Origin of the sequence: Bradyrhizobium algeriense (genome assembly GCF_036924595.1) — a bacterium.
Lineage (GTDB): Bacteria > Pseudomonadota > Alphaproteobacteria > Rhizobiales > Xanthobacteraceae > Bradyrhizobium > Bradyrhizobium algeriense.
In genome coordinates this window covers 629,706-648,639 of the sequence record NZ_JAZHRV010000001.1, presented here as the reverse complement: position 1 = coordinate 648,639, position 18,934 = coordinate 629,706, and the positions used below count along the sequence as shown (strand labels likewise).

Below are 18,934 nucleotides of genomic sequence, written 5' to 3'. Positions count from 1 at the left end.
AGGCAGGCAATGCCGGGCGACCTGACTTGAGTCTCTCAGGTCCGGTTGCTCACGAGCGTTGGCGTTGCTTTGATGCTTTGTGCTGCTTTGGCGCCGGCCTCTTCGCCGCAACCCGGTGTGCCGCCGCCAGCGCGGCGCGCGCCCACGCGATGAGTTCGTCGGGCTCGTCGAACAGCCGCTCCGGCACGCGCCAGAACGCGAGGTCAATGATCTGGCCCTTCTTGGCGTAGTTGAGCGGCGGAAACGCCTCCGCTTCCCTGAACGCCTCCCGGTTCTCATCATCCACCCGGAAATAGAGCGTGTTCTCCGTCACCACCCCGAGCATCACCCCGTCGCAGAACATGCCGGTCTTGCCGAACATGGGCCGCAGCGTGACACGGCCGAGCGGTGCGAGTTGCTCGCGCAAAAACTCGGCATAGGTTTCGCTGGCAACCATGCTCAATCCTGCTTGAGTTTCATTCTCCGCCACCGATGACAGGGACCCGGCAGACTGTCTTGCAATAGATTTTCTAGGTCAATCGCTCAAGGTATTTCGCTTATTATCGCCGAGACGTCAGCATATCCTGCCAGATCGCTCAATATCTCTCAGTAAAACGAAAACATCGGAAATTCAGATCTCATGACCAGTACAGACGATACAAAAGCCATCGAAAGCGTGATCAAGTCCTACCTCGACGGTCTCCACGAGGGTGACGCTGGCAAGATTGCCAGCGCCTTTCATCCGACCAGCGCGCTGACCAGCATCTCGGAGGCGGGCGAACTGGCGATCACGCCCCGCGACGTCTGGCTGAACAACGTCCGAAACAGGCCGTCGCCGAAGCAGCGCGGGCTGCCGCGCCACGATCAGGTGCTGTCGATCGATCTCGTTGGTCCGACGATGGCCTACGTCAAGCTCAAATGCGCGATCCCGCCGCGCTTCTTCACTGATCAACTGTCGCTGTTGAAGATCGACGGCCGCTGGCAGATCGCGCAAAAAGTCTTCATGACCGAGCTGCGCGACTGATCGCCCCGCAGGTTCGTTGCAACATGGAAGGACGCCAGCGATGAATGTACTCGACGATTACATGGTCGATATCAGGCTGTCGCTCCTGGACAAGACGCGGATCCAGGCCCAGGTCCTGGTGCCCGTGCTGCGGGCGTTGCGCGCTGAACTGGGCAAGGAAAGGGCCGATGCGATTGTAAAGGACGCGCTGCGCGACTGGTCGAAGCAATTGTTCGCCGCCGTGGGCGAGCGTGTTGAGGGTAGCGCACGGCGCAAATGGGCGGCCATGCACACCGCACTCGCCGACGTCACCGAACGGGAAGTGACGGTCGAGATGCGCCGTCACGATGAGGAGGCGCTGGAATTCGACATCACGCATTGCCGGTTCGCGGAATTCTTTCGCGCGCTCGGCGAGCCGGAACTCGGCGCGCTGCTGGTATGCGCCACCGATTTCGATATCGTCGCGGCCGGCGGCAGCGACGTCGGCCTCACGCGCGACCAGACCCTGATGCAGGGCGCGCCGAGCTGCACGTTCCGCTACAGGTTCGCGCCGCGAACGTAATTGCCTCGTGAAAAACGCTCTCAATCGAGTATGATGTCCCCCAAGAAGCCTGGCTTGACCGGGCTCGCAAGGGAGAGCGCCGATGGCAGCGACAGCGGAGCAAGCGTCACCCTGGCTCAAGGGAAGATCATTCACCTCCTTGAGGGAAGAGTTCGACCGCAGCGGTTACCTGATCTTCGAACGCGTTCTTGCGCCCGATCGCGTCGCTGAAATCCGCGAGGCGCTGGCGCCGCACCTGGCGCGCGATCTGCTCGGCCGCAACGATTTCGAAGGCACCAGGACCAATCGGGTCTATGCCCTGCTGGCGAAATCGCCGGTCTTTGCAGAACTCGCGATCCATCCGCTCGCCATGGCCTTTGTGGAAGCCGAACTCGGCGAGAGCTGCCTGCTGTCCGCCATGCTCGCGATCAATCTGCATCCCGGCGAGACGGTGCAGCCCTGGCATTTTGACGACGGCGCCGCGAAGATTCCGCGGCCCCGTCCCGCGCTCGGCATCAGCACGTTCTGGGCGATCGACGACACGACCGAGCAGAACGGCGCCACCGAAATCATTCCGGGAAGCCATCTGTGGGACGGGCAATATATCGAGGGCGCGCTGCAGCCTGCTCATTTCACCAACACAGCCGATCACGATGAGGGCAACAGGGCCGATGCCATCAAGCTAATCATGCCATCGGGATCGCTGGCGATCACCAAGGGAACGCTGTGGCACCGCGGCGGCGCCAACCGGTCAGACCGGCCGCGCCTGATTGTCACGCCGCAATATTGCGTGGGCTGGGTGCGGCAACTCGAGAACATGGCACTCGCCGTCCCCGCTGAAGTGGCGAGCCAATTGCCGGAGCGCGCCCGCGAGCTGATCGGCTACTCGATCCATCCGCCGTTCATGGGATATGTCGACGGCGTTCACCCAAGGCGCCTGCTGCGGCCGCACTGAGTGGTGCAAGGGCGCCGGGGCCTCCACGCGCGCCTTACTCTGCGGCGGTCGCCGACCTCGCCGATACCTGCGCACCCGCATCGAACGCGATGCCCTCATAGCCCCTCTCGGCAACGTCGGTGATGGCCGCGACATATTTTGGCGTACCGCCATTATAAACGAGGTATCGCGTCTTGCCGTGTTCATGGCCGGGGATGTTGGAATTGTAGCCGGTGAACCATGACTTGGCTTTGCGCATCAGCATGATCGCGTACATCTTCGTCACATGCGCGGTCCAGCGCGCCTGCGCTTCGGCCGTTGGCTCCGCCCGCGTATAGCCGCGGCGCCAGATGTGCTCAAGCAGGCCCATGCACCAGCCGACACCGTTCTCGATGCCGCGCGGAAAATTCGTCGAGGCCGAGCCGCTCTGCGGGCCGGTCGGCATCAACAGGTTCGGAAAACCATGGGCTATCATGCCGAGAAAGGTCGAGGGCCCGTCGCGCCACTGGTCGGCCAGTTTCACGCCACCGACACCGGTGATGTCGATCGCATCGAATGAGCCGGTGATGGCATCGAAGCCGGTGGAATAGACGAGAATATCGAGCTCGTAGTCGCGTGCGCTGGAGCGCAGGCCGGTCTCGGTCACCCGCTCGATCGGGGTCTCGCTGATGTCGACGAGGTGCACATTGTCGCGGTTATAGGCCTCGAAGTAATTGGTCTCCAGCGGCACCCGCTGCACGCCAAAGCCGTGATCCTTCGGAATCAGTTTCTCCGCCGTCGCCGGATCCTTGACGCGTCGGCGGATGCGGCCGGCGATGTAGGCGGAAAACTCGGCGTTGGCCGCTTCGTCGGTAAAAATCTCGCGGAAATTACTCAGCCAAATGCCGAAGCCGGGCTCGTCATAGAGCTTGTCCCACAGCGCGATCCGCTCCTCAGCCGTGACCTCATAGAAGCCGCGCCGATCCGGCTCATGCTCGAACCCGCCGGGAGTGCGGGTGCAGGCGGCAAAGATGTCGTCGTAGCGCGCGCGAATGTCGGCCATCTCAGCTTCGGAGATCGGGCTGTTGTTGAGCGGCGCGCTCCAGTTCGGACGGCGCTGAAACACAGTGAGTTCGCCGACCTTGTCCGCAATCTCGCCGATCACCTGGATCGCAGTAGCGCCGGTGCCGATGATGCCGACCTTCTTGCCGGCCAGTTCGACCGGCTCATGCGGCCAATAAAAAGTGTGGAACGAGCGCCCCTTGAACGTCTCCATGCCTTCCAGCCGCGGCAGCGTCGGTATCGACAGCAACCCGACCGCAAGAATGACGAACCGGCAGGTCAGCTCGCAGCCGTCGTCGAGCCTGAGCCGCCACAGATGATTTGCCTCGTCGAAGAGCGCCGCCGCCACCTTGCGATTGAAGCGCATATATTTGCGCAGATCGAACTTGTCGGTGACGTAGTTGAGGTAGCGCAGGTTCTCCGGCTGCGCCGAAAATCGCTCCTTCCAGTGCCACTCGTTGAGCAGCTCTTTCGAAAAGGAATAGCCGTAGGTGTAGCTCTCGGAATCAAAGCGCGCGCCCGGGTAGCGGTTCCAGTACCAGGTTCCACCGAGATCGGGAGCGGCATCCAGCACCAGAGCATCCACCCCGAGATCGGCCAGCCGCTTGATCTGGTAAATGCCCGACACGCCCGCGCCAACGACGACGACCTCGTAATGCGGCTTGATGTCCCCGGTCATGCGCGGCTTCCCCGTTGTTGTTTCTTGGACGATTTTGGCGCGGGGTCGACTATACCGAATTATTCGTGCCGTGCACTTGCGTCAGGCTGCCGGGTTGGGTTGGGTTGCGGAAACGGCGCTCAGATTGTTTGAAAGTGGGCGCGTTCGCGTTTTGACCGTATCAGGTACCCGGCGTGGCGCCGATCTCGGCGTGGAGTTGCTCGACATAAGGATCCTGTATCCCCAACGCATCGAGCTGCAGCGCCAGTTGCACGAGGTATTCCCTGTTGGTGCCGAGGATGCCCTTCCCGCTTGCGATCAGGCGCGCGGTCTCCGCCAGCGGCAGCTCGCCGACATAGCTCGGGTGCGAAGGGTTCGAGACAAAGGCAAGCGCCTCGATCGGCCCCTGCGGAGTGAGCATCGGCACCATCGCCGGCGCGTAGCCGCCGCGCAGCATCTCGCGGCGCCACAGGATCGCGGTCTCTGTATGGACGGAGGCGGCGGCGATGCGGAACGCCAGTCCGTGGCAACGTCCTTGCTGCGGCTCCAGCGAAAGCATCAGCGCCGGATAGTCATGCGATCCCCGGCCGAGATTGATCTTCAGCGTGAAGCGGCGCTGATAGCCCTCAACGTCGGCAAGCCGGACTTCGGCGAAATGAAATCCTGGATCCCACATCAGCGAGCCGTAGCAATAGATCCAGAGGTCGCAGCCCGCGCTGTGATCGCCGAGCACCGCAAGCCGCGACGCCTCGATCACCTCGTCCGACAGCCGCCAGTCAGCGGGCCATCCCGCTTCCCGCACACGCTGCTCCCACATCGCAAACATCTCGGGCGTCAGCCGCAGCCGCGATTTTTCCGGATGCGTCACCCGGGTTCGAAGCTCGGGCAAATGAATGAATGCGTCCGCGGTCAAGCCGGCATGCCCCTTTGGTGATGCGACAATCCTCCGCAATGTGCCATTGTCGGCCGTCCGGCGCCAACCGTGAAGACGAACGAATGTGGTCCCCCTGCATGTTATTCTGTCATGGCTCGCCCAGGATTTTTAGGGTGTAATGAAGCTCATCCCCACCCCGCCCCCCGCAAAACTTCCCCCCGATATCGAAGGCCATCCGATGCGCGACCAGTTTTCCAACACGCAAGCGATCCGCAAGCCCGCCGTCTCCTCCAAAGGCGGCATAGTCGCCGCGCAATCCGGCAGGGCGGCGCGAGTCGGCGCCGAGGTGCTGGCCGCGGGCGGCGACTGCGTCGACGCTGTCATCGCGACCACCTTTGCGCTGGGCGTGCTGGAGCCCTGGATGAGCGGGCTCGGTGGCGGCGGCGCGATGGTGCTCTACCGGGCGCGGGAAGACCGCTATGAAGTGATCGACTACGGCATGCGCGCGCCGGCGAGCCTCAACCTTGCGGATTATCCGCTGACCGGCGACGGCGCGGCATCCGATATTTTTCCCTGGTCGCGCGTAAAAGGCGACCGCAATATCCATGGTCCCGGCTCGATCGCCGTGCCCGGCGTGGTGGCCGGCATGGAGGAAGCGCACCGCCGCCACGCCAAACTGCCGTGGAAGGAATTGCTGGCGCCGAGCGTCAAGCTCGCCGATGCGGGCCTTGCAGTCGACTGGTGGACAACGCTGATGATTTCTAGCGCGGCTGCGGACCTGCGGCGTTATCCCGCCAGCGCCGCCACCTATCTGCAGGATGGCCTGCCGCCGAATCCGCAATGGGCCATCAAGGCCAAAGTTCGCATGCCGCAGGACCGGCTCAAGGCCACGATGGCGCAACTCGCCAGCGCCGGCCCGCGCGACTTCTACGAGGGTGATTTGGCGAACAGCCTTGCTGCCGACATCCAGGCCGCCGGCGGCGCGCTGTCGGTCGATGACCTCAAGCCGTTCCGCGCCCATCTGCGTGAGCCGCTAACGATTTCCTATCGCGGCGGCAAGGTGTTCGCGACGCCCGAACTCACGGCGGGACCCACGCTGTCGCGCACGCTCGGTCTGTTGCAGAACGATCTCAAGCCCGCGCGCGGCGGACCGGATGCGGCGGCCTACGTCGCCTACGCCTCGGCGCTGCAGGCGGCTTATCGCGAACGGCTGAAGGACATGGGCGATGAAGACGGCAGGCGTTCGCTCGGCGCGGAAGCGCTGGCGCCGGCCTGCACCACGCATTTCTCGGCAGTCGATCGCGACGGCAACATGGCCGCGGTGACACAGACGCTGCTGTCGTCCTTCGGCTCCAGATTCGTATCCGGCCAGACCGGTATCACCATGAACAATGGCATCATGTGGTTCGACCCGAGCCCGGGCGCGCCGAACTCGCTGGCGCCGGGCAAGCGCTGCCTGACCAATTACACACCGGTGCTGGCGCAGGCCAGTGATGGCCGCCGCGCCGCCATCGGCGCGTCCGGCGGCCGGCGCATCCTGCCGGCGGTGAGCCAGCTTTTGTCTTTTGTGATGGATTACGGCATGGACCTCGACGCGGTGATCCACCAGCCCCGCATCGACGCCAGCGAAGGCGCCGTGGTGATCGGCGATGTTCGCCTGCCGCAGGCCGCGCGCGAAGCGTTACGCGAGCGCTTCGACTACGAGGAAGCCCGCATCCAGACCCTGCCAATGAAATTCGCCTGCCCCAGCATCGTACTGCGCGACGGCGACACCAACAGCGGTGCGACCGAGGTGTTCCAGCCGTGGAGCGAGGCGGTGGCGGAGGGGTGAAGCTGCATCTGAAGAAAATGCGGCACGCGTGCCGCACTTTCTCTTGCTCGACGATGATCGGCGTGATGATGCCGTTTCGCTTCACTATCGCGTCTGCGGCTCAATCGTTACGGTGCAATCACCGCCTTGCATTGCGACCACGATTTGTCCATCGGATGCACCCAATGCAATCGGGTTTGTCGACCCGCCGCCGCCCGGCGCACGAACGGTGACGCTGATCGAATCCTGCGGTGCGGTCGAACCAACTGTCGTGGGCGAGACTTCGGTGATATTGCCCGCGGTATCCCGGCGCATGATACGGCAAGGCGCACCGCCGGCCTGGGCCATAGCGTCGGCCGCACGTCCACTTCCGGTCTCACCGCCCGCGGCGCGAATGCGCGACGCGTCTCGCGGGACATGGCTTACGATCCGCTGCGTGCCGGGTTCGATGATCACGATTTCCTCTTCGGTCGTGAAGTAATCATAACCGCGATACGCCGGCTCAATCGCGACGATGGCAGCCGGCAGCCGTTGGACGCGCACGTTCCGCGGAATCCGTTCGCCGACCCGGATCGCGACATTGAGATTGCGCTGCGGCGGCGCGAGCCGCTCGCGGGTCAACGTCTCGGAAATGCGAACCTGCTTGTCGGTCGAGATCCCCGACTGCTGGCTCTGCGTCTGGCTGGTCTGGGTCTGTGTGCGCGTGGTTTCGCTCGCGGCGGCCGGCCGGTCCTTGCTCTGCTGAGCGGCATCCTTTGAGGTTTCGCCTCGCTGATCGCGGCTTGGCTCTTTCTGCGTGGTGGCCGTGCCCTCGCGCTCCTTCTGCGACGCCGCAGTTCCGCCCTTGGTCTTCTCGGATTCGACGCTGGACTTGCCGCCGGCACCGTCGCGCTTCATCTCGGCGCTGCCCTTGGCGTCCTTACCTTCTCGACCTCCTTGACGTGAGTCCTGCGCGCGCGCTGCTGGCCTTGCGTCTTCACCGCGTCCACGCTTGCTGTCATCGCTCGCAGCCGTCGGACGATCCGCCCCGGGCGTCGCAGCCTTGCCCTTTTCCCCGGCTTGCCGGGAACCGGTTCCCCTTTCTTCGCGACCCATCGCGCCTTGAGCCTTCTGTTCCCCACCCTTCGCGCGTTCTTGCGCGCGCTCGGCGCCGCGTTCTTGCGATGCAGCACCTTTGCCGGCGCCGCTCGGCTGCATCTGCTTCGGCTCCTCGCTTCTTCCCGTTGGGGCCTGCCCATACGACAGACCCGGTGCCAGCATCAGGCAAACAATTCCAGTCGACAACAATAGCTGCTTGCGCATCCTGACCTCCTCAAACTTGGCCCTGCGCAAGCGAACGCTGGCCGGGGATGGAAGGTTCCGTCCAAGGCGAGTGGTATGACTCATTAGTCGATCGAGGGTCAGCGGCCGCCGCGCCGCTACATGCCCAGCCGGTCCCGCACCCGCCCTGCCACGACAGCGGCAGTGACGCCGATCGGCCAGAACGCGTGCAGCGCCATCGGCTTGATGCTGGTAATCGGCATGTCGAGTGCTGCGCTTCCGCCGCCGATCAGCCGACGTGCGAGCTGCGCGCCCATCGCGGTCGAGAGCGCGACGCCGCGGCCGTTGCAGCCGAGCGAGATCAGGAGGTTCTTCGCGGGCTCGTGCACATGGGGATAGTGATCGGGCGTGATCGCGAGCCGGCTGTTCCAGCCGTGCGTCCAGGTCGCGCCCTTCACGCCCGGCCACAGCCGTTCCGCATAGCGGATGAGATAGGCGACGTCGGCTGGCTTGCTGATCCAGCGCATCGGCCCGCGGCCGCCCATCAACAAGCGATTATGCGCATCGATGCGGTAATAGACCGTGATGTGGCCGCTCTCGTACAGCACCGGGCGCGCCGGCATGATCTCGCGCGCGACCGCATCGGACAGCGGCGCGGTGGCGGCGATCGAGGAGAATACCGGCACGATGGTGCGGCGCAAGCCCGGCCACAGATCGTCCGTAAAGCCATTGGTCGCCAGCAGCACCTTTTCGGCGCGCACGATTCCGCGTGGCGTCTCGATGCGCCAGCCGGCGCCTTCACGCGACAGAGAGAGCGCCGGGGTTTCGCCATGGACGGCAGCGCTCGCCGCGATCGCCGCGCGCGCCAGACCGCGCGCGTAGCTCAGCGGATGCAGATCGCCGCCGCGATTATCCAGCATGGCGCAGAGATAGCGGTCGGTCCCGGTCATCTCCCGCATCTGTTCGCGGTTCAGCAGCGTCACCGGCATGCCGCGGCGGATGCATTGCTTTGCGGTGTTTTCGATTCCCGCCGCGCTTGCTTCATTGTAAGCCGCGCGCAGCGTGCCGTTCTGCCGCGCCTCGCAGGGGATCTGGTAGCGGCGGATCAGGTCGAACGTGTAGTTGGTGGTGCCGTAGGAAAACGCGATCATGCGGCCGCCGAGCTCAGTGCCGAAATCCGCCTCGATCCGGTCAGGGTCGTGCTTCAGCCCCGGATTGACCTGGCCGCCATTGTTGCCCGATGCGCCCCAGCCAGGCTGCTGCGCTTCCAACACGATTGCGTTCACGCCCTGCTCGGCCAGATGCAGCGCCGTCGACAGCCCGGTAAAACCGCCGCCGATAATCGCGACCGAGACATTCCTGTCCGCATCGAGCGGCGGCGCAGGCGGCGGCGCCACGGCCGTATCGGCATAGAGACTTGGCGGCAGCGGCAGCGAGACAGGTGAACTCATGGACAAACGACCGAAGTTTAGAGCGGATGCAGCACGCGCCGCAGAAAGTCCTGCGTGCGCGCATGCTGCGGCTGGTTGAGGACTGACTTCGCCGGCCCCTGCTCGACGATCACGCCGCCGTCGATGAACAGCACGCGGTCGGCGACGTCCTTGGCAAATGCCATTTCATGGGTGACGACGACCATGGTCATGCCGTCATCGGCGAGCTTGCGCATCACGCCCAACACATCGCCGACCAGTTCGGGATCGAGCGCCGAGGTCGGCTCGTCAAATAATATCGCCTTCGGCTGCATGGCGAGCGCACGTGCAATCGCGACGCGCTGCTGCTGTCCGCCCGACAGTTGCGGCGGGTGGACATCGGCTTTCTCAGCCAGCCCAACCCGCGCCAGCAGCGCGCGGCCGCGCTCCAGCGCCTCGGCGCGCAGCTCCTTCTTCACATAGATCGGCCCCTCGATGACGTTCTCCAGCGCAGTCCGGTGCGGAAACAGGTTGAAGCGCTGGAACACCATCGAGACTTGCGTCCGGATCGAAACGATCGAGGGTGCGTTGCGATCGACCTTTGCCCCTTCAACAAGGATATCGCCGCTGTCATAGCTTTCCAGTCCGTTGATACAGCGCAGGATGGTGGACTTGCCCGAACCGGAGGGGCCGATGATGCAGACCACCTCGCCTTTCTCGACCGACGCCGTGATGCCCTTCAGCACCTCGACCTTGCCAAAACTCTTGTGGACGTTGGAGAGCTCGATCATTTCTGGCCTGCCCGCTTTTCGAAGTGACGGACCAGAAGGATGAGCGGGATGCTCATGGTGAGATACATCAGCGCAACAAGCGTGAACACGCTGGTGTTCTTGAAGGTGGATGACGCGATCAGCTTGCCTTGCAAGGCGAGTTCGGCGACCGTGATGGTCGAGGCCTGGGACGAATCCTTCAGCATCATGATCATCACGTTGCCATAGGGCGGCAGCACGATTCTAACCGCCTGCGGCAACACCACGCGGCGCATGGTCAGCCACCAGCTCATGCCGATCGCCTGCGCCGCCTCGATCTGGCCCTTGTCGACGGCTTCGATGCCGGCGCGAAAATTCTCGGCCTGGTAGGCCGAGTAAGCGATGCCGAGACCTAGAATCGCCGCCTGCAGCGCCGTCAGTGTCAGGCCGAATTCCGGCATCACGAAGTAGAGATAGAACAGCAGCACGATGATCGGGATGCCGCGGATCACATTGATCACGCCGGCGCTTAGTCCCGTGAGAAAGCCGATACCCGATACGCGCATCAGCGCCCAGACCAGGCCGAGCATGGTCGACAAGACCAGCGATCCCAGCGTGACGATAATCGTCAGCGCCACACCGCTCATCAGGATCGGCAGGAACTCGACAGTATCGCGCCAGAAGGCCTGCATCAGGTCCCCTGCGCCTTCAGGCCCCATTTCTCGAGGATCTTTTCCACCGTGCCGTTCGCCTTCAGCTTCGCCAGCGAGGTATTGATCTTGGCCAGCAGCTCCGTATCGCCCTTGCGCACGCCGATGCCGACCGAGCCGATCGTCGCAGGCTTGTAGCTCTCGACGATGCGCGCCTCGGGAAAACCGCCCTGCTTCAGATTATAGGCGAGGATCGGGTAATCGGCGAAGCCTGCTTTCAATCGTCCGGCGTTCACATCGCGCAGAATATCCGGGATCGTGTCGTAGGCCTTCACCTCGCTGAACAGTCCGGACTTCTTCAGCGCATCGACGAACGCCGTTCCGACCTGCGCACCGACCACCTCGCCCTTCAGATCGTCCTGCTTGGCATAGGTCCTGGTGTCGCTCTTCGGCACCAGAAGTCCCTCGCCATAGCTGTAGAACGGTTCGGAGAAATCGATCACTTCCTTGCGTGCTGGCGTAACGAACATCGCCGCCGAGATGATGTCGATCTTGTTCGAGGTGAGCGAGGCGATCAGCGTCGAGAACTGCATCGGCTCTATCTGGACCTGGAAGCCGGCGTCCTTGCCGATCTCGGTGATGAGATCGACCATGATGCCCTGAATGCTGTTGGTCTTGGTGTCGAGGAAGGTGAAGGGCACGCCGGTCGGCGTCGAGCCCACTTTCAGCACCTTTTGCGCGGATGCCGGCATCGCGGCGGTCAGAACAACAGCCGCCATCGCGGCCTGGACGAGACGTTTGAGAGCCATGGCACCACCTCCTGGATCGAACACCGCCGCCCGCGTCAGACCAAAGAGTTGCGGGAAACGCCGTTCCGGCCTATTTTCACCATTATGAAATTGTGGTCACACTTGCCGCGGCATTGCAAGCAATTTTCATGCACATGAAGGAAGCAGACTGACGTGAGCGGTGGCAAGAGAATTAAAAAGCCGGCGCCCAAGGCCAAGGCAAGGGCCACGGCAAAGGCGGCGCGCAAGCCGAAGGCGAAGGCTGCCGCAAGGCCGGCCGAACCGGCGATGGACCTCGCCGTCGGCCGGCGCATTCGCGACCTGCGCCGTGAACACAAACTGTCGCTGGAGACGATCGCCGCGCGCACCGATCTGTCGATCGGCTTCCTCAGCCAGATCGAGCGCGGCCTGTCGTCGCCTTCGCTGCGCGTGCTCGCAACGCTGGCCGACGTGCTCGGCGTCGGCATCGCCGCGCTGTTCGGCTCGCGGCCCAGCGACGATGCGGCTTCAGGCGGCGTGGTGACGCGCCAGTTGCAGCGCGCCGAACTGAAATTGTGGCGCACCGGCATTTCCAAACAATTGCTGAGCCCGGCGGGAACGGAGAACCGCCTGAATCTGTTTCTCGTGCACCTGGAACCCGGCGGCAACACCGGCGACGAACTCTACACCCATGACGGCGAAGAGGCTGGTCTGGTACTGGAAGGCGAGATGACGCTGACCGTGGATGCCGAGACCTGGTCGCTCAAGACGGGCGACAGTTTTCGCTTCGCCAGCCGCCGCCCTCACCGCTTTTCAAATCCGGCGGAAGATGCGAAAGCGGTCGTGCTGTGGGTGAACTGCATAACGGCGGCGTCATGAGCGACGGTCTGGAACAACGAATGGATCAAGCCCGTGAGGATTGGAGCCCGCACAGCGCACATTGGGGCGCATTTTCCGCGCGATGGAACGGCGCGACGCTGGATATCAGGCCTTACGAGGAGGATCCTGCGCCCTCCTCGATTTTACAGAACTTCACCACCGCGATGCGCCACAAGGCCCGCATTCTGCGGCCGATGGTCCGCAAGGCATGGCTGGACCGGAGCGCACGCAGCGAGCGCACCTTCGACCAGAAATTCGTCGCGTGCCCCTGGGATGAAGTTCTCGATTTGCTTGCGAATGAATTATCGCGGATCCGAACCGAATATGGCGCCGCCGCGGTCTACGGCGGCTCCTATGGCTGGTCCAGCGCCGGACGTTTCCATCACGCGCAGAGCCAGGTTCATCGCTTTCTGAACATGGCATTCGGCGGCTATGTGCGTTCGGTGAACAGCTACAGCGCCGGCGCCTCGGCCGTGATCCTGCCTCATGTCCTCGGCGGCTACGAAGACGTCTCGCGCCGAAACGTAACGTGGGATCAGGTCGCCGAGCATACCGATACGGTGCTGGCCTTCGGCGGCATGGCGCTGAAGAACTCGGACGTCGCCAGCGGCGGCATCAGCCGCCACATCGAGCGCGACGCGATGCAAAAGGCCGCGCGCCGCGGCGCGGTCTTCTATGGCATCGCGCCGTTGCGCGATGACCTGCCGGAAGAAGCCGGCGCCCGGTGGCTTCCGATCAGGGTCGGCACCGACGTGGCGCTGATGCTGGCGCTCGCGCATACGCTGCTCGTCGAAAACCTGTGGGACAGCGCCTTTGTCGCGCGCTATTGCACCGGCTTCGACATCTTCGAACGCTATCTGCTCGGCCGCGACGACAATACGCCAAAGGACGCGGCATGGGCGGCCGGCATCACCGGCATTCCTGCCGCCACCATCGTCGACCTCGCCCGCCGGCTGCCGCGCGGGCGCACTCTGATCACGGTCTCGCATTCGCTGCAGCGGGCGCAATATGGCGAGCAGCCGGTGTGGATGGGCGCGGTGCTCGCGGCCATGCTCGGCCAGATCGGCCTGCCCGGCGGCGGATATAATTACGCGCTCGGTGCGCTCGGCCACACCGGCCGCCGCTTCAACGCGGTTCCGATTCCGACGCTGTCGCAAGGCAAGAACGGCACCAGCGAATTCATCCCGGTCGCGCGCGTTGCCGACATGCTCCTCAATCCGGGCGAGAGCTTCGAATACAACGGCCGGTCGATGCGGTATCCCGACATCAAGCTGGTCTATTGGGCGGGCGGCAACCCTTTCCATCATCACCAGGACATCAACCGGCTGCGGCGCGCCTTCAATGTTCCGCAAACCATCGTCGTGCACGAGAGCGCCTGGACGCCGATGGCGAAGTTTGCCGACATCGTGCTGCCGGCGACGATGACGCTGGAGCGCGACGACATCGGCGCCGCGGGCACCGATCCAAGGCTGATCGCAATGCGCAGGGCCATGGACCCGGTCGGCGAAGCGCGCGACGATTTCGATATTTTTGCCGCGCTGTCGCGGCGATTAGGCGTTGAACAGGCCTTTACGGAAGGACGCGACACCAGGCAATGGCTGGCGCATCTTTACGAGCCGACGCGGAAGGCGCTTGCCGAGGCCGGCTGCGATGCGCCTGATTTCGAAGAGTTCTGGGAGCGCGGCGAACTCGCGCTGCCGTCGGCCCCCGATGACGGCGGCTTTCTGCGCGCCTTCCGCAACGATCCCCTCAACAACAAGCTGCCGACGCCAAGCGGCAAGATCGAGATCTATTCGAAAGCCATCGCGGGCTTCGGTTACGACGATTGCCCTCCCCACCCGGCCTGGCTGCCCTCGACCGAACCGCCGGATGCACGCCGCCCGTTGATGCTGATCGCCAATCAACCGGCGACGAGGCTGCACAGCCAGCTCGACTTCGGCGCCTACAGCCAGTCGAAGAAAATTGCCGGCCGCGAACCCGTCCGTCTCAACCCCGTTGATGCGGCGCGCCGCGGTATCGCCGACGGCGACATCGTCCGCCTGTTCAATGATCGGGGCGCCTGCCTCGCTGCCGCCGCTATTACAGACGACGTCATGCCCGGCGTGGTGCAATTGTCCACCGGCGCCTGGTACGATCCGGAGCCAGGTGCGGCCGAACATCCGCTCTGCGTCCACGGCAATCCGAACGTGCTCACCCGCGACATCGGCACATCGCGGATCGCGCAAGGCTGCTGCGGTCAGGTGACGGTGGTCGAGTGCGAGAAATATACGGGAGCGCTGCCTGCCATCCACGCCTTTGATCCTCCCGAACAGGATTGATGCAGAGGCAACGACGACACCCGCATACCGACTGTCCCGCCCACCAGGGAACATCGTGAAAGAATTTAGACATACCCGAATGAAATCGAAAATCCGAACTTAGGACTGTCGATTCAGACGCCGTCAACACCCGAGGTCTACGCTTCCCAGGAGTTCGTATGGATACGTCAGGAGCTGAGCATGCCGAACCGAGGGAAACACGGGAAAGCACGAGCCGCAGCCGCCGAGACCAGAGAAGATATCATGAGCTCGGCGGCCTTAAGCACCATGAGCGCGGGCGCCGTAAATGCCATGGCGGCAGTAGGCGCCGCCGTCATCAAGCTGCACAAGGAGCCAATGGACAAAGAGCCGGAATGGTTCTGGCACCTGTTCGCGAAGTGCGAAGCCAAGGCTGCACGTATCGCCGCGCAGGCCGCGCGCGCCCCTCGCTCCAATGGCGACGCCACATTCATTGAGGTCTACGCCAGGACCTTGCCGAAGCTGATGAAGACGGCGCTAAGCGCCCGCGAACCGGCACTGCACTGAGTGAAACTCGGCGCGTCCCGCGCCTCTTGCCAACTGTGCTCGTCCGCCCCTCACCCAAACCGGTGATCGTAGCGGCTCACCGTGAGTTCGCTCACGTCGATCTCAGGCTTCCGCCCCGACATCAGGTCCGCCAGCACCCTCCCCGAGCCACAGGCCATGGTCCAGCCAAGCGTGCCGTGGCCGGTGTTGAGATGCAAATTGCTGTAGCGCGTGGCGCCGATGACCGGCGGCCCGTCCGGCGTCATCGGGCGCAGGCCGCTCCAGAACGTCGCCTTGCCGAGGTCACCGCCGCGCGGAAACATGTCGGTGAGGGAATGATCGAGCGTCGCGCGCCGCGCCGCATCGAGCCGGTTCGAATAGCCTGAGATTTCCGCGGTGCCGCCGACGCGGATGCGGTCGCCGAGCCGCGTGATCGCGACCTTGTAGCTTTCGTCCATCACGGTGGATACAGGCGCGCCGTCGTCATCGATGACCGGGACCGTGATCGAATAGCCCTTCACAGGATAGACAGGAACCGGAATACCGATGGGCTTGAGCAACCGCGGCGTCCAGCTACCGAGCGCAGCGACGTAGGCATCGGCCTGCAACAGCCCGGCGCTGGTGACGACGCCCGTGATCCTGTCGCCGTCCGCGACCACGCGATCGATGCTGGTATTGAACCTGAACTGCACGCCGAGCTTTGCTGCTTCCTTGGCGAGCGCCTGCGTAAACATATGGCAATCGCCGGTCTCGTCCTGCGGCAGCCGCAGTCCGCCGACGAATCTTTCCTTCACCGCCGCCAGCGCCGGCTCCGCACCGATGCAGCCTTCGCGATCGAGCACCTCGTAAGGAACACCATATTGCTTGAGCACCGCGATATCGCCGCCGGTACCGTCGAGCTGCTTCTGCTTGCGGAAAAGCTGCAGCGTGCCGCGGCTGCGCTCGTCATATTTGATACCGATCTCGGCGCGCAGCGCGCGCAAGGAATCGCGGCTGTATTCGGCGATCGGGATCATCCGACGCTTGTTGACGGCGTAGCGCTCTGCCGTGCAGTTGCGCAGCATCTTCATGCCCCAGATCCACATCACGGGATCGAGCTTGGGCCAGATCACCAGCGGCCCGTGCCGCATCAACAGCCATTTGATGGCTTTCACCGGCACGCCGGGGCCGGCCCAGGGCGAGGAATAGCCGGGCGAGACTTCGCCGGCATTGGCGAAAGAGGTTTCCTGCGCGGGCTCGGACTGGCGGTCGACGACCGTTACCTCATGGCCGGCGCGTGCCAGATAATAGGCTGTCGTGACGCCGATGACGCCACTGCCGAGAACGATGACTTTCACGATCCCTCACGCAATTCGCCGCGGCGTTCGCGCCGCGGCCGCTCTGAAGCCCGGCTCCGATAGAATCGGAACCGTGCTCCAGGTTTTTTTCTTGACGCGTTTTCTTCACGCGAACCGGGGGTCCACTTCGCTTGAAAACGCTATGGCTTCCTTGCGAGCAAGGATCAGGCCACGCGCTTGATGGCGTCGCCGAGGATCGAGACCATGTCGTCGATATGGCTTTTCTCGACAATCAAGGGCGGCGACATCGCGAAGGAGTCGCCGCTCATGCGGAAATAAAGCCCGCGATTGAAGCAATCCACCATCACGTCATAACCGCGGGCGCCGACGCCGTCGCTGCGCGGCGACAGCTCGATTGCGCCCATCAGGCCGACATTGCGGATGTCGATGACGTTCGGCAGGCCCTTGAGCGAATGCAGCGCATCGCGCCAATATTCAGCCAGTGACGCTCCACGCGTGAGCAGCCCCTCATCCTTGTAGATGTCAAGCGTCGCAAGGCCCGCCGCGCAGGCGACCGGATGCGCGGAATAAGTGTAGCCGTGGAACAGCTCGATCGTGCCCTCGGGGCCGTTCATCAGCGCGTCATGGATCTTGCGGCTGGCGAACACCGCGCCGCAGGGCACGGTGCCGTTGGTGATGCCCTTGGCCGTCGTCATCATATCAGGCGTAACGCCGAAATAGTCAGCCGCGAACGGCGCGCCGAGGCGGCCGAAGCCGGTGATGACCTCGTCGAAGATCAAGAGGATGCCGTGCTTGGTGCAGAGCTCGCGCAGCCGCTGCAGATAGCCCTTCGGCGGCGGCAGCACCGCGGTCGAACCCGGCACCGGTTCGACAATGACGGCGGCGATGGTGTCAGCGCCATGCAGCGCCACCATCCGCTCAACATCGTCGGCGAGTTCGGCGCCATGCTCCGGCTGATCCTTTGCAAAGGCGTTGCGGGCGAGATCATGGGTGTGACGGATGTGGTCGACGCCGGGCAGATGGGTCGCGAAGGCGCGGCGGTTCGCCACCATGCCGCCGACCGACATGCCGCCGAAGCCGACGCCGTGATAGCCGCGCTCGCGACCGATCAGGCGCGTCCGCGTCCCCTGTCCGATGGCGCGCTGATAGGCGAGCGCGATCTTCAGCGCAGTGTCGACCGATTCCGAGCCCGAATTGGTGAAGAAGATGCGATCGAGACCTTTGGGCGCGATCTCGGCCAGCCGCTCGGCGAAATCGAACGCCAGCGGATGGCCCATGTTGAACGAGGGCGCGAAGTCGAGGTTCATCAACTGCCGCTCGACGGCGGCGGCGATCTGGCGGCGGCCATGGCCGGCATTGACGCACCAGAGGCCGGCCGAGCCGTCGATCACCTTGCGGCCGTCGACCGTCGTGTAGTGCATGCCCTCGGCGGAAGCGAACAGCCGCGGCGCTTTCTTGAACTGCCGGTTGGCCGTGAACGGCATCCAGAACGAATCGGTTTGCAGGGTGTTCGGCTTCTGATGAAGGGTCACGGCGTAGCTCCTGTGCTGGCAGCTCAAGGTACCACCGGGCCACGCTCGGGAAGGCACAACAAGTCCTTTTCTTCACTCCTGCAACCCATTGATTTTACTGGCCCGGCTAGGGCATATTTGTTCGATCCGAAACACTTGCAACAGGGATTTTCGATGAGCGTCGATATCGGTGGGCGACTCCGCTTCGTTCGCGCCCGTCACAAGCTGTCGCAGCGTGAGCTCGCAAAACGCTCCGGCGTGACCAATTCGACGATCTCGCTGATCGAATCCAACCAGATGAACCCCTCCGTCGGTGCGCTCAAGCGCATCCTCGACGGGCTGCCGATGGGGCTCGCCGAATTCTTCGCGATCGAGCCGGAGCGGCCGCGCAAGGCGTTCTACCGCTCCGACGAACTAACCGAGATCGGCAAGCAACCGATTTCGTATCGCCAGGTCGGCGACACCATGTTCGGCCGGAGCCTACAGATCCTGAAAGAACGCTACGAGCCGGGCAGCGACACCGGCCGGGTGCCGCTGACCCATGACGGCGAGGAAGGCGGCATCGTGGTGAGCGGCCGGCTCGAGGTGACCGTCGACGACGAACGCCGTATCCTCGATCCCGGCGATGCCTATTATTTCGAAAGTCGCCGTCCGCACCGCTTTCGCTGCGTCGGCGCAAAAGCCTGCGAGGTGATCTCGGCCTGCACGCCGCCGACGTTCTGAGCAGCGAGGGCATTTTCAATAAATCC

At 63.8% G+C, this 18,934-nt stretch carries 18 protein-coding genes; 8 read left to right on the top strand and 10 right to left on the bottom strand.

Annotated elements, in window-relative coordinates:
• Positions 1-49: 49 nt before the first annotated feature.
• The gene (locus V1286_RS03155; RefSeq protein ID WP_334477510.1) at positions 50-436 is read right to left on the bottom strand and encodes a TfoX/Sxy family protein; all 387 of its coding nucleotides are present in this window, start codon (positions 434-436) and stop codon (positions 50-52) included.
• Positions 437-619: 183 nt separating this feature from the next.
• On the opposite strand from V1286_RS03155, the gene V1286_RS03150 reads away from it, so the two are divergent.
• From V1286_RS03150 to V1286_RS03140, 3 genes are all read left to right on the top strand, one after another.
• A complete protein-coding gene (locus V1286_RS03150) occupies positions 620-1,003 on the top strand; it encodes a nuclear transport factor 2 family protein (RefSeq protein ID WP_334477509.1) in 384 nt (127 codons plus the stop codon).
• Positions 1,004-1,043: 40 nt separating this feature from the next.
• Positions 1,044-1,544, top strand: coding sequence for an L-2-amino-thiazoline-4-carboxylic acid hydrolase (locus tag V1286_RS03145; RefSeq protein ID WP_334477508.1), 501 nt, complete (start codon positions 1,044-1,046; stop codon positions 1,542-1,544).
• Between the two features lie 82 nt (positions 1,545-1,626).
• Entirely contained in the window at positions 1,627-2,478 is an 852-nt protein-coding gene (locus V1286_RS03140) for a phytanoyl-CoA dioxygenase family protein (protein ID WP_334477507.1), read from the top strand.
• A 34-nt stretch (positions 2,479-2,512) separates the two neighbouring features.
• Here the strand turns inward: V1286_RS03140 and V1286_RS03135 are convergent, their stop codons facing one another.
• Positions 2,513-4,177, bottom strand: a complete 1,665-nt coding sequence (locus tag V1286_RS03135; RefSeq protein WP_334477504.1) for a flavin-containing monooxygenase — start codon at positions 4,175-4,177, stop codon at positions 2,513-2,515.
• A 160-nt stretch (positions 4,178-4,337) separates the two neighbouring features.
• A complete protein-coding gene (locus V1286_RS03130; protein WP_334477502.1) occupies positions 4,338-5,069 on the bottom strand; it encodes a gamma-glutamylcyclotransferase in 732 nt (243 codons plus the stop codon).
• 199 nt (positions 5,070-5,268) lie between these two features.
• Between V1286_RS03130 and V1286_RS03125 the strand changes: the two genes are divergently transcribed.
• Positions 5,269-6,861, top strand: coding sequence for a gamma-glutamyltransferase family protein (locus V1286_RS03125; RefSeq protein ID WP_334489514.1), 1,593 nt, complete (start codon positions 5,269-5,271; stop codon positions 6,859-6,861).
• Between the two features lie 84 nt (positions 6,862-6,945).
• Here the strand turns inward: V1286_RS03125 and V1286_RS03120 are convergent, their stop codons facing one another.
• From V1286_RS03120 to V1286_RS03100, 5 genes are all read right to left on the bottom strand, one after another.
• The gene (locus V1286_RS03120) at positions 6,946-8,142 is read right to left on the bottom strand and encodes a DUF1236 domain-containing protein (protein WP_334477500.1); all 1,197 of its coding nucleotides are present in this window, start codon (positions 8,140-8,142) and stop codon (positions 6,946-6,948) included.
• A 116-nt stretch (positions 8,143-8,258) separates the two neighbouring features.
• Positions 8,259-9,551 (bottom strand): NAD(P)/FAD-dependent oxidoreductase, encoded by a 1,293-nt coding sequence (locus V1286_RS03115; RefSeq protein WP_334477499.1) that lies wholly within the window; start codon positions 9,549-9,551, stop codon positions 8,259-8,261.
• 17 nt (positions 9,552-9,568) lie between these two features.
• On the bottom strand, positions 9,569-10,300 hold the full coding sequence (locus V1286_RS03110; RefSeq protein ID WP_334477497.1) for an amino acid ABC transporter ATP-binding protein: 732 nt from the start codon (positions 10,298-10,300) through the stop codon (positions 9,569-9,571).
• Positions 10,297-10,950 (bottom strand): amino acid ABC transporter permease, encoded by a 654-nt coding sequence (locus V1286_RS03105; protein WP_334477496.1) that lies wholly within the window; start codon positions 10,948-10,950, stop codon positions 10,297-10,299. Before V1286_RS03105 ends, V1286_RS03110 begins: the two co-directional genes overlap by 4 nt.
• Entirely contained in the window at positions 10,950-11,717 is a 768-nt protein-coding gene (locus tag V1286_RS03100; protein WP_334477495.1) for an ABC transporter substrate-binding protein, read from the bottom strand. The genes V1286_RS03105 and V1286_RS03100 overlap by 1 nt, the downstream gene beginning before the upstream one ends.
• A 153-nt stretch (positions 11,718-11,870) precedes the next feature.
• Here V1286_RS03100 and V1286_RS03095 point away from each other — a divergent pair, with 153 nt between their 5' ends.
• The 3 genes from V1286_RS03095 (at position 11,871) to V1286_RS03085 (ending at position 15,397) form a co-directional block, all read left to right on the top strand.
• Complete coding sequence (locus tag V1286_RS03095) at positions 11,871-12,554, top strand: cupin domain-containing protein (protein ID WP_334477493.1); 684 nt, start codon at positions 11,871-11,873, stop codon at positions 12,552-12,554.
• A gap of 20 nt (positions 12,555-12,574) precedes the next feature.
• On the top strand, positions 12,575-14,872 hold the full coding sequence (locus tag V1286_RS03090; RefSeq protein ID WP_334477491.1) for a molybdopterin guanine dinucleotide-containing S/N-oxide reductase: 2,298 nt from the start codon (positions 12,575-12,577) through the stop codon (positions 14,870-14,872).
• A 243-nt stretch (positions 14,873-15,115) separates the two neighbouring features.
• Entirely contained in the window at positions 15,116-15,397 is a 282-nt protein-coding gene (locus V1286_RS03085; protein ID WP_334477489.1) for a hypothetical protein, read from the top strand.
• Between the two features lie 50 nt (positions 15,398-15,447).
• On the opposite strand, the gene V1286_RS03080 is transcribed toward V1286_RS03085, so the two are convergent.
• Positions 15,448-16,713, bottom strand: coding sequence for a D-amino acid dehydrogenase (locus V1286_RS03080; protein ID WP_334477488.1), 1,266 nt, complete (start codon positions 16,711-16,713; stop codon positions 15,448-15,450).
• A gap of 164 nt (positions 16,714-16,877) precedes the next feature.
• Positions 16,878-18,206 (bottom strand): omega-aminotransferase AptA, encoded by a 1,329-nt coding sequence (aptA, locus tag V1286_RS03075; protein WP_334477486.1) that lies wholly within the window; start codon positions 18,204-18,206, stop codon positions 16,878-16,880.
• Positions 18,207-18,359: 153 nt separating this feature from the next.
• On the opposite strand from aptA, the gene V1286_RS03070 reads away from it, so the two are divergent.
• The gene (locus V1286_RS03070; protein WP_275186755.1) at positions 18,360-18,908 is read left to right on the top strand and encodes a cupin domain-containing protein; all 549 of its coding nucleotides are present in this window, start codon (positions 18,360-18,362) and stop codon (positions 18,906-18,908) included.
• Positions 18,909-18,934: the final 26 nt, after the last annotated feature.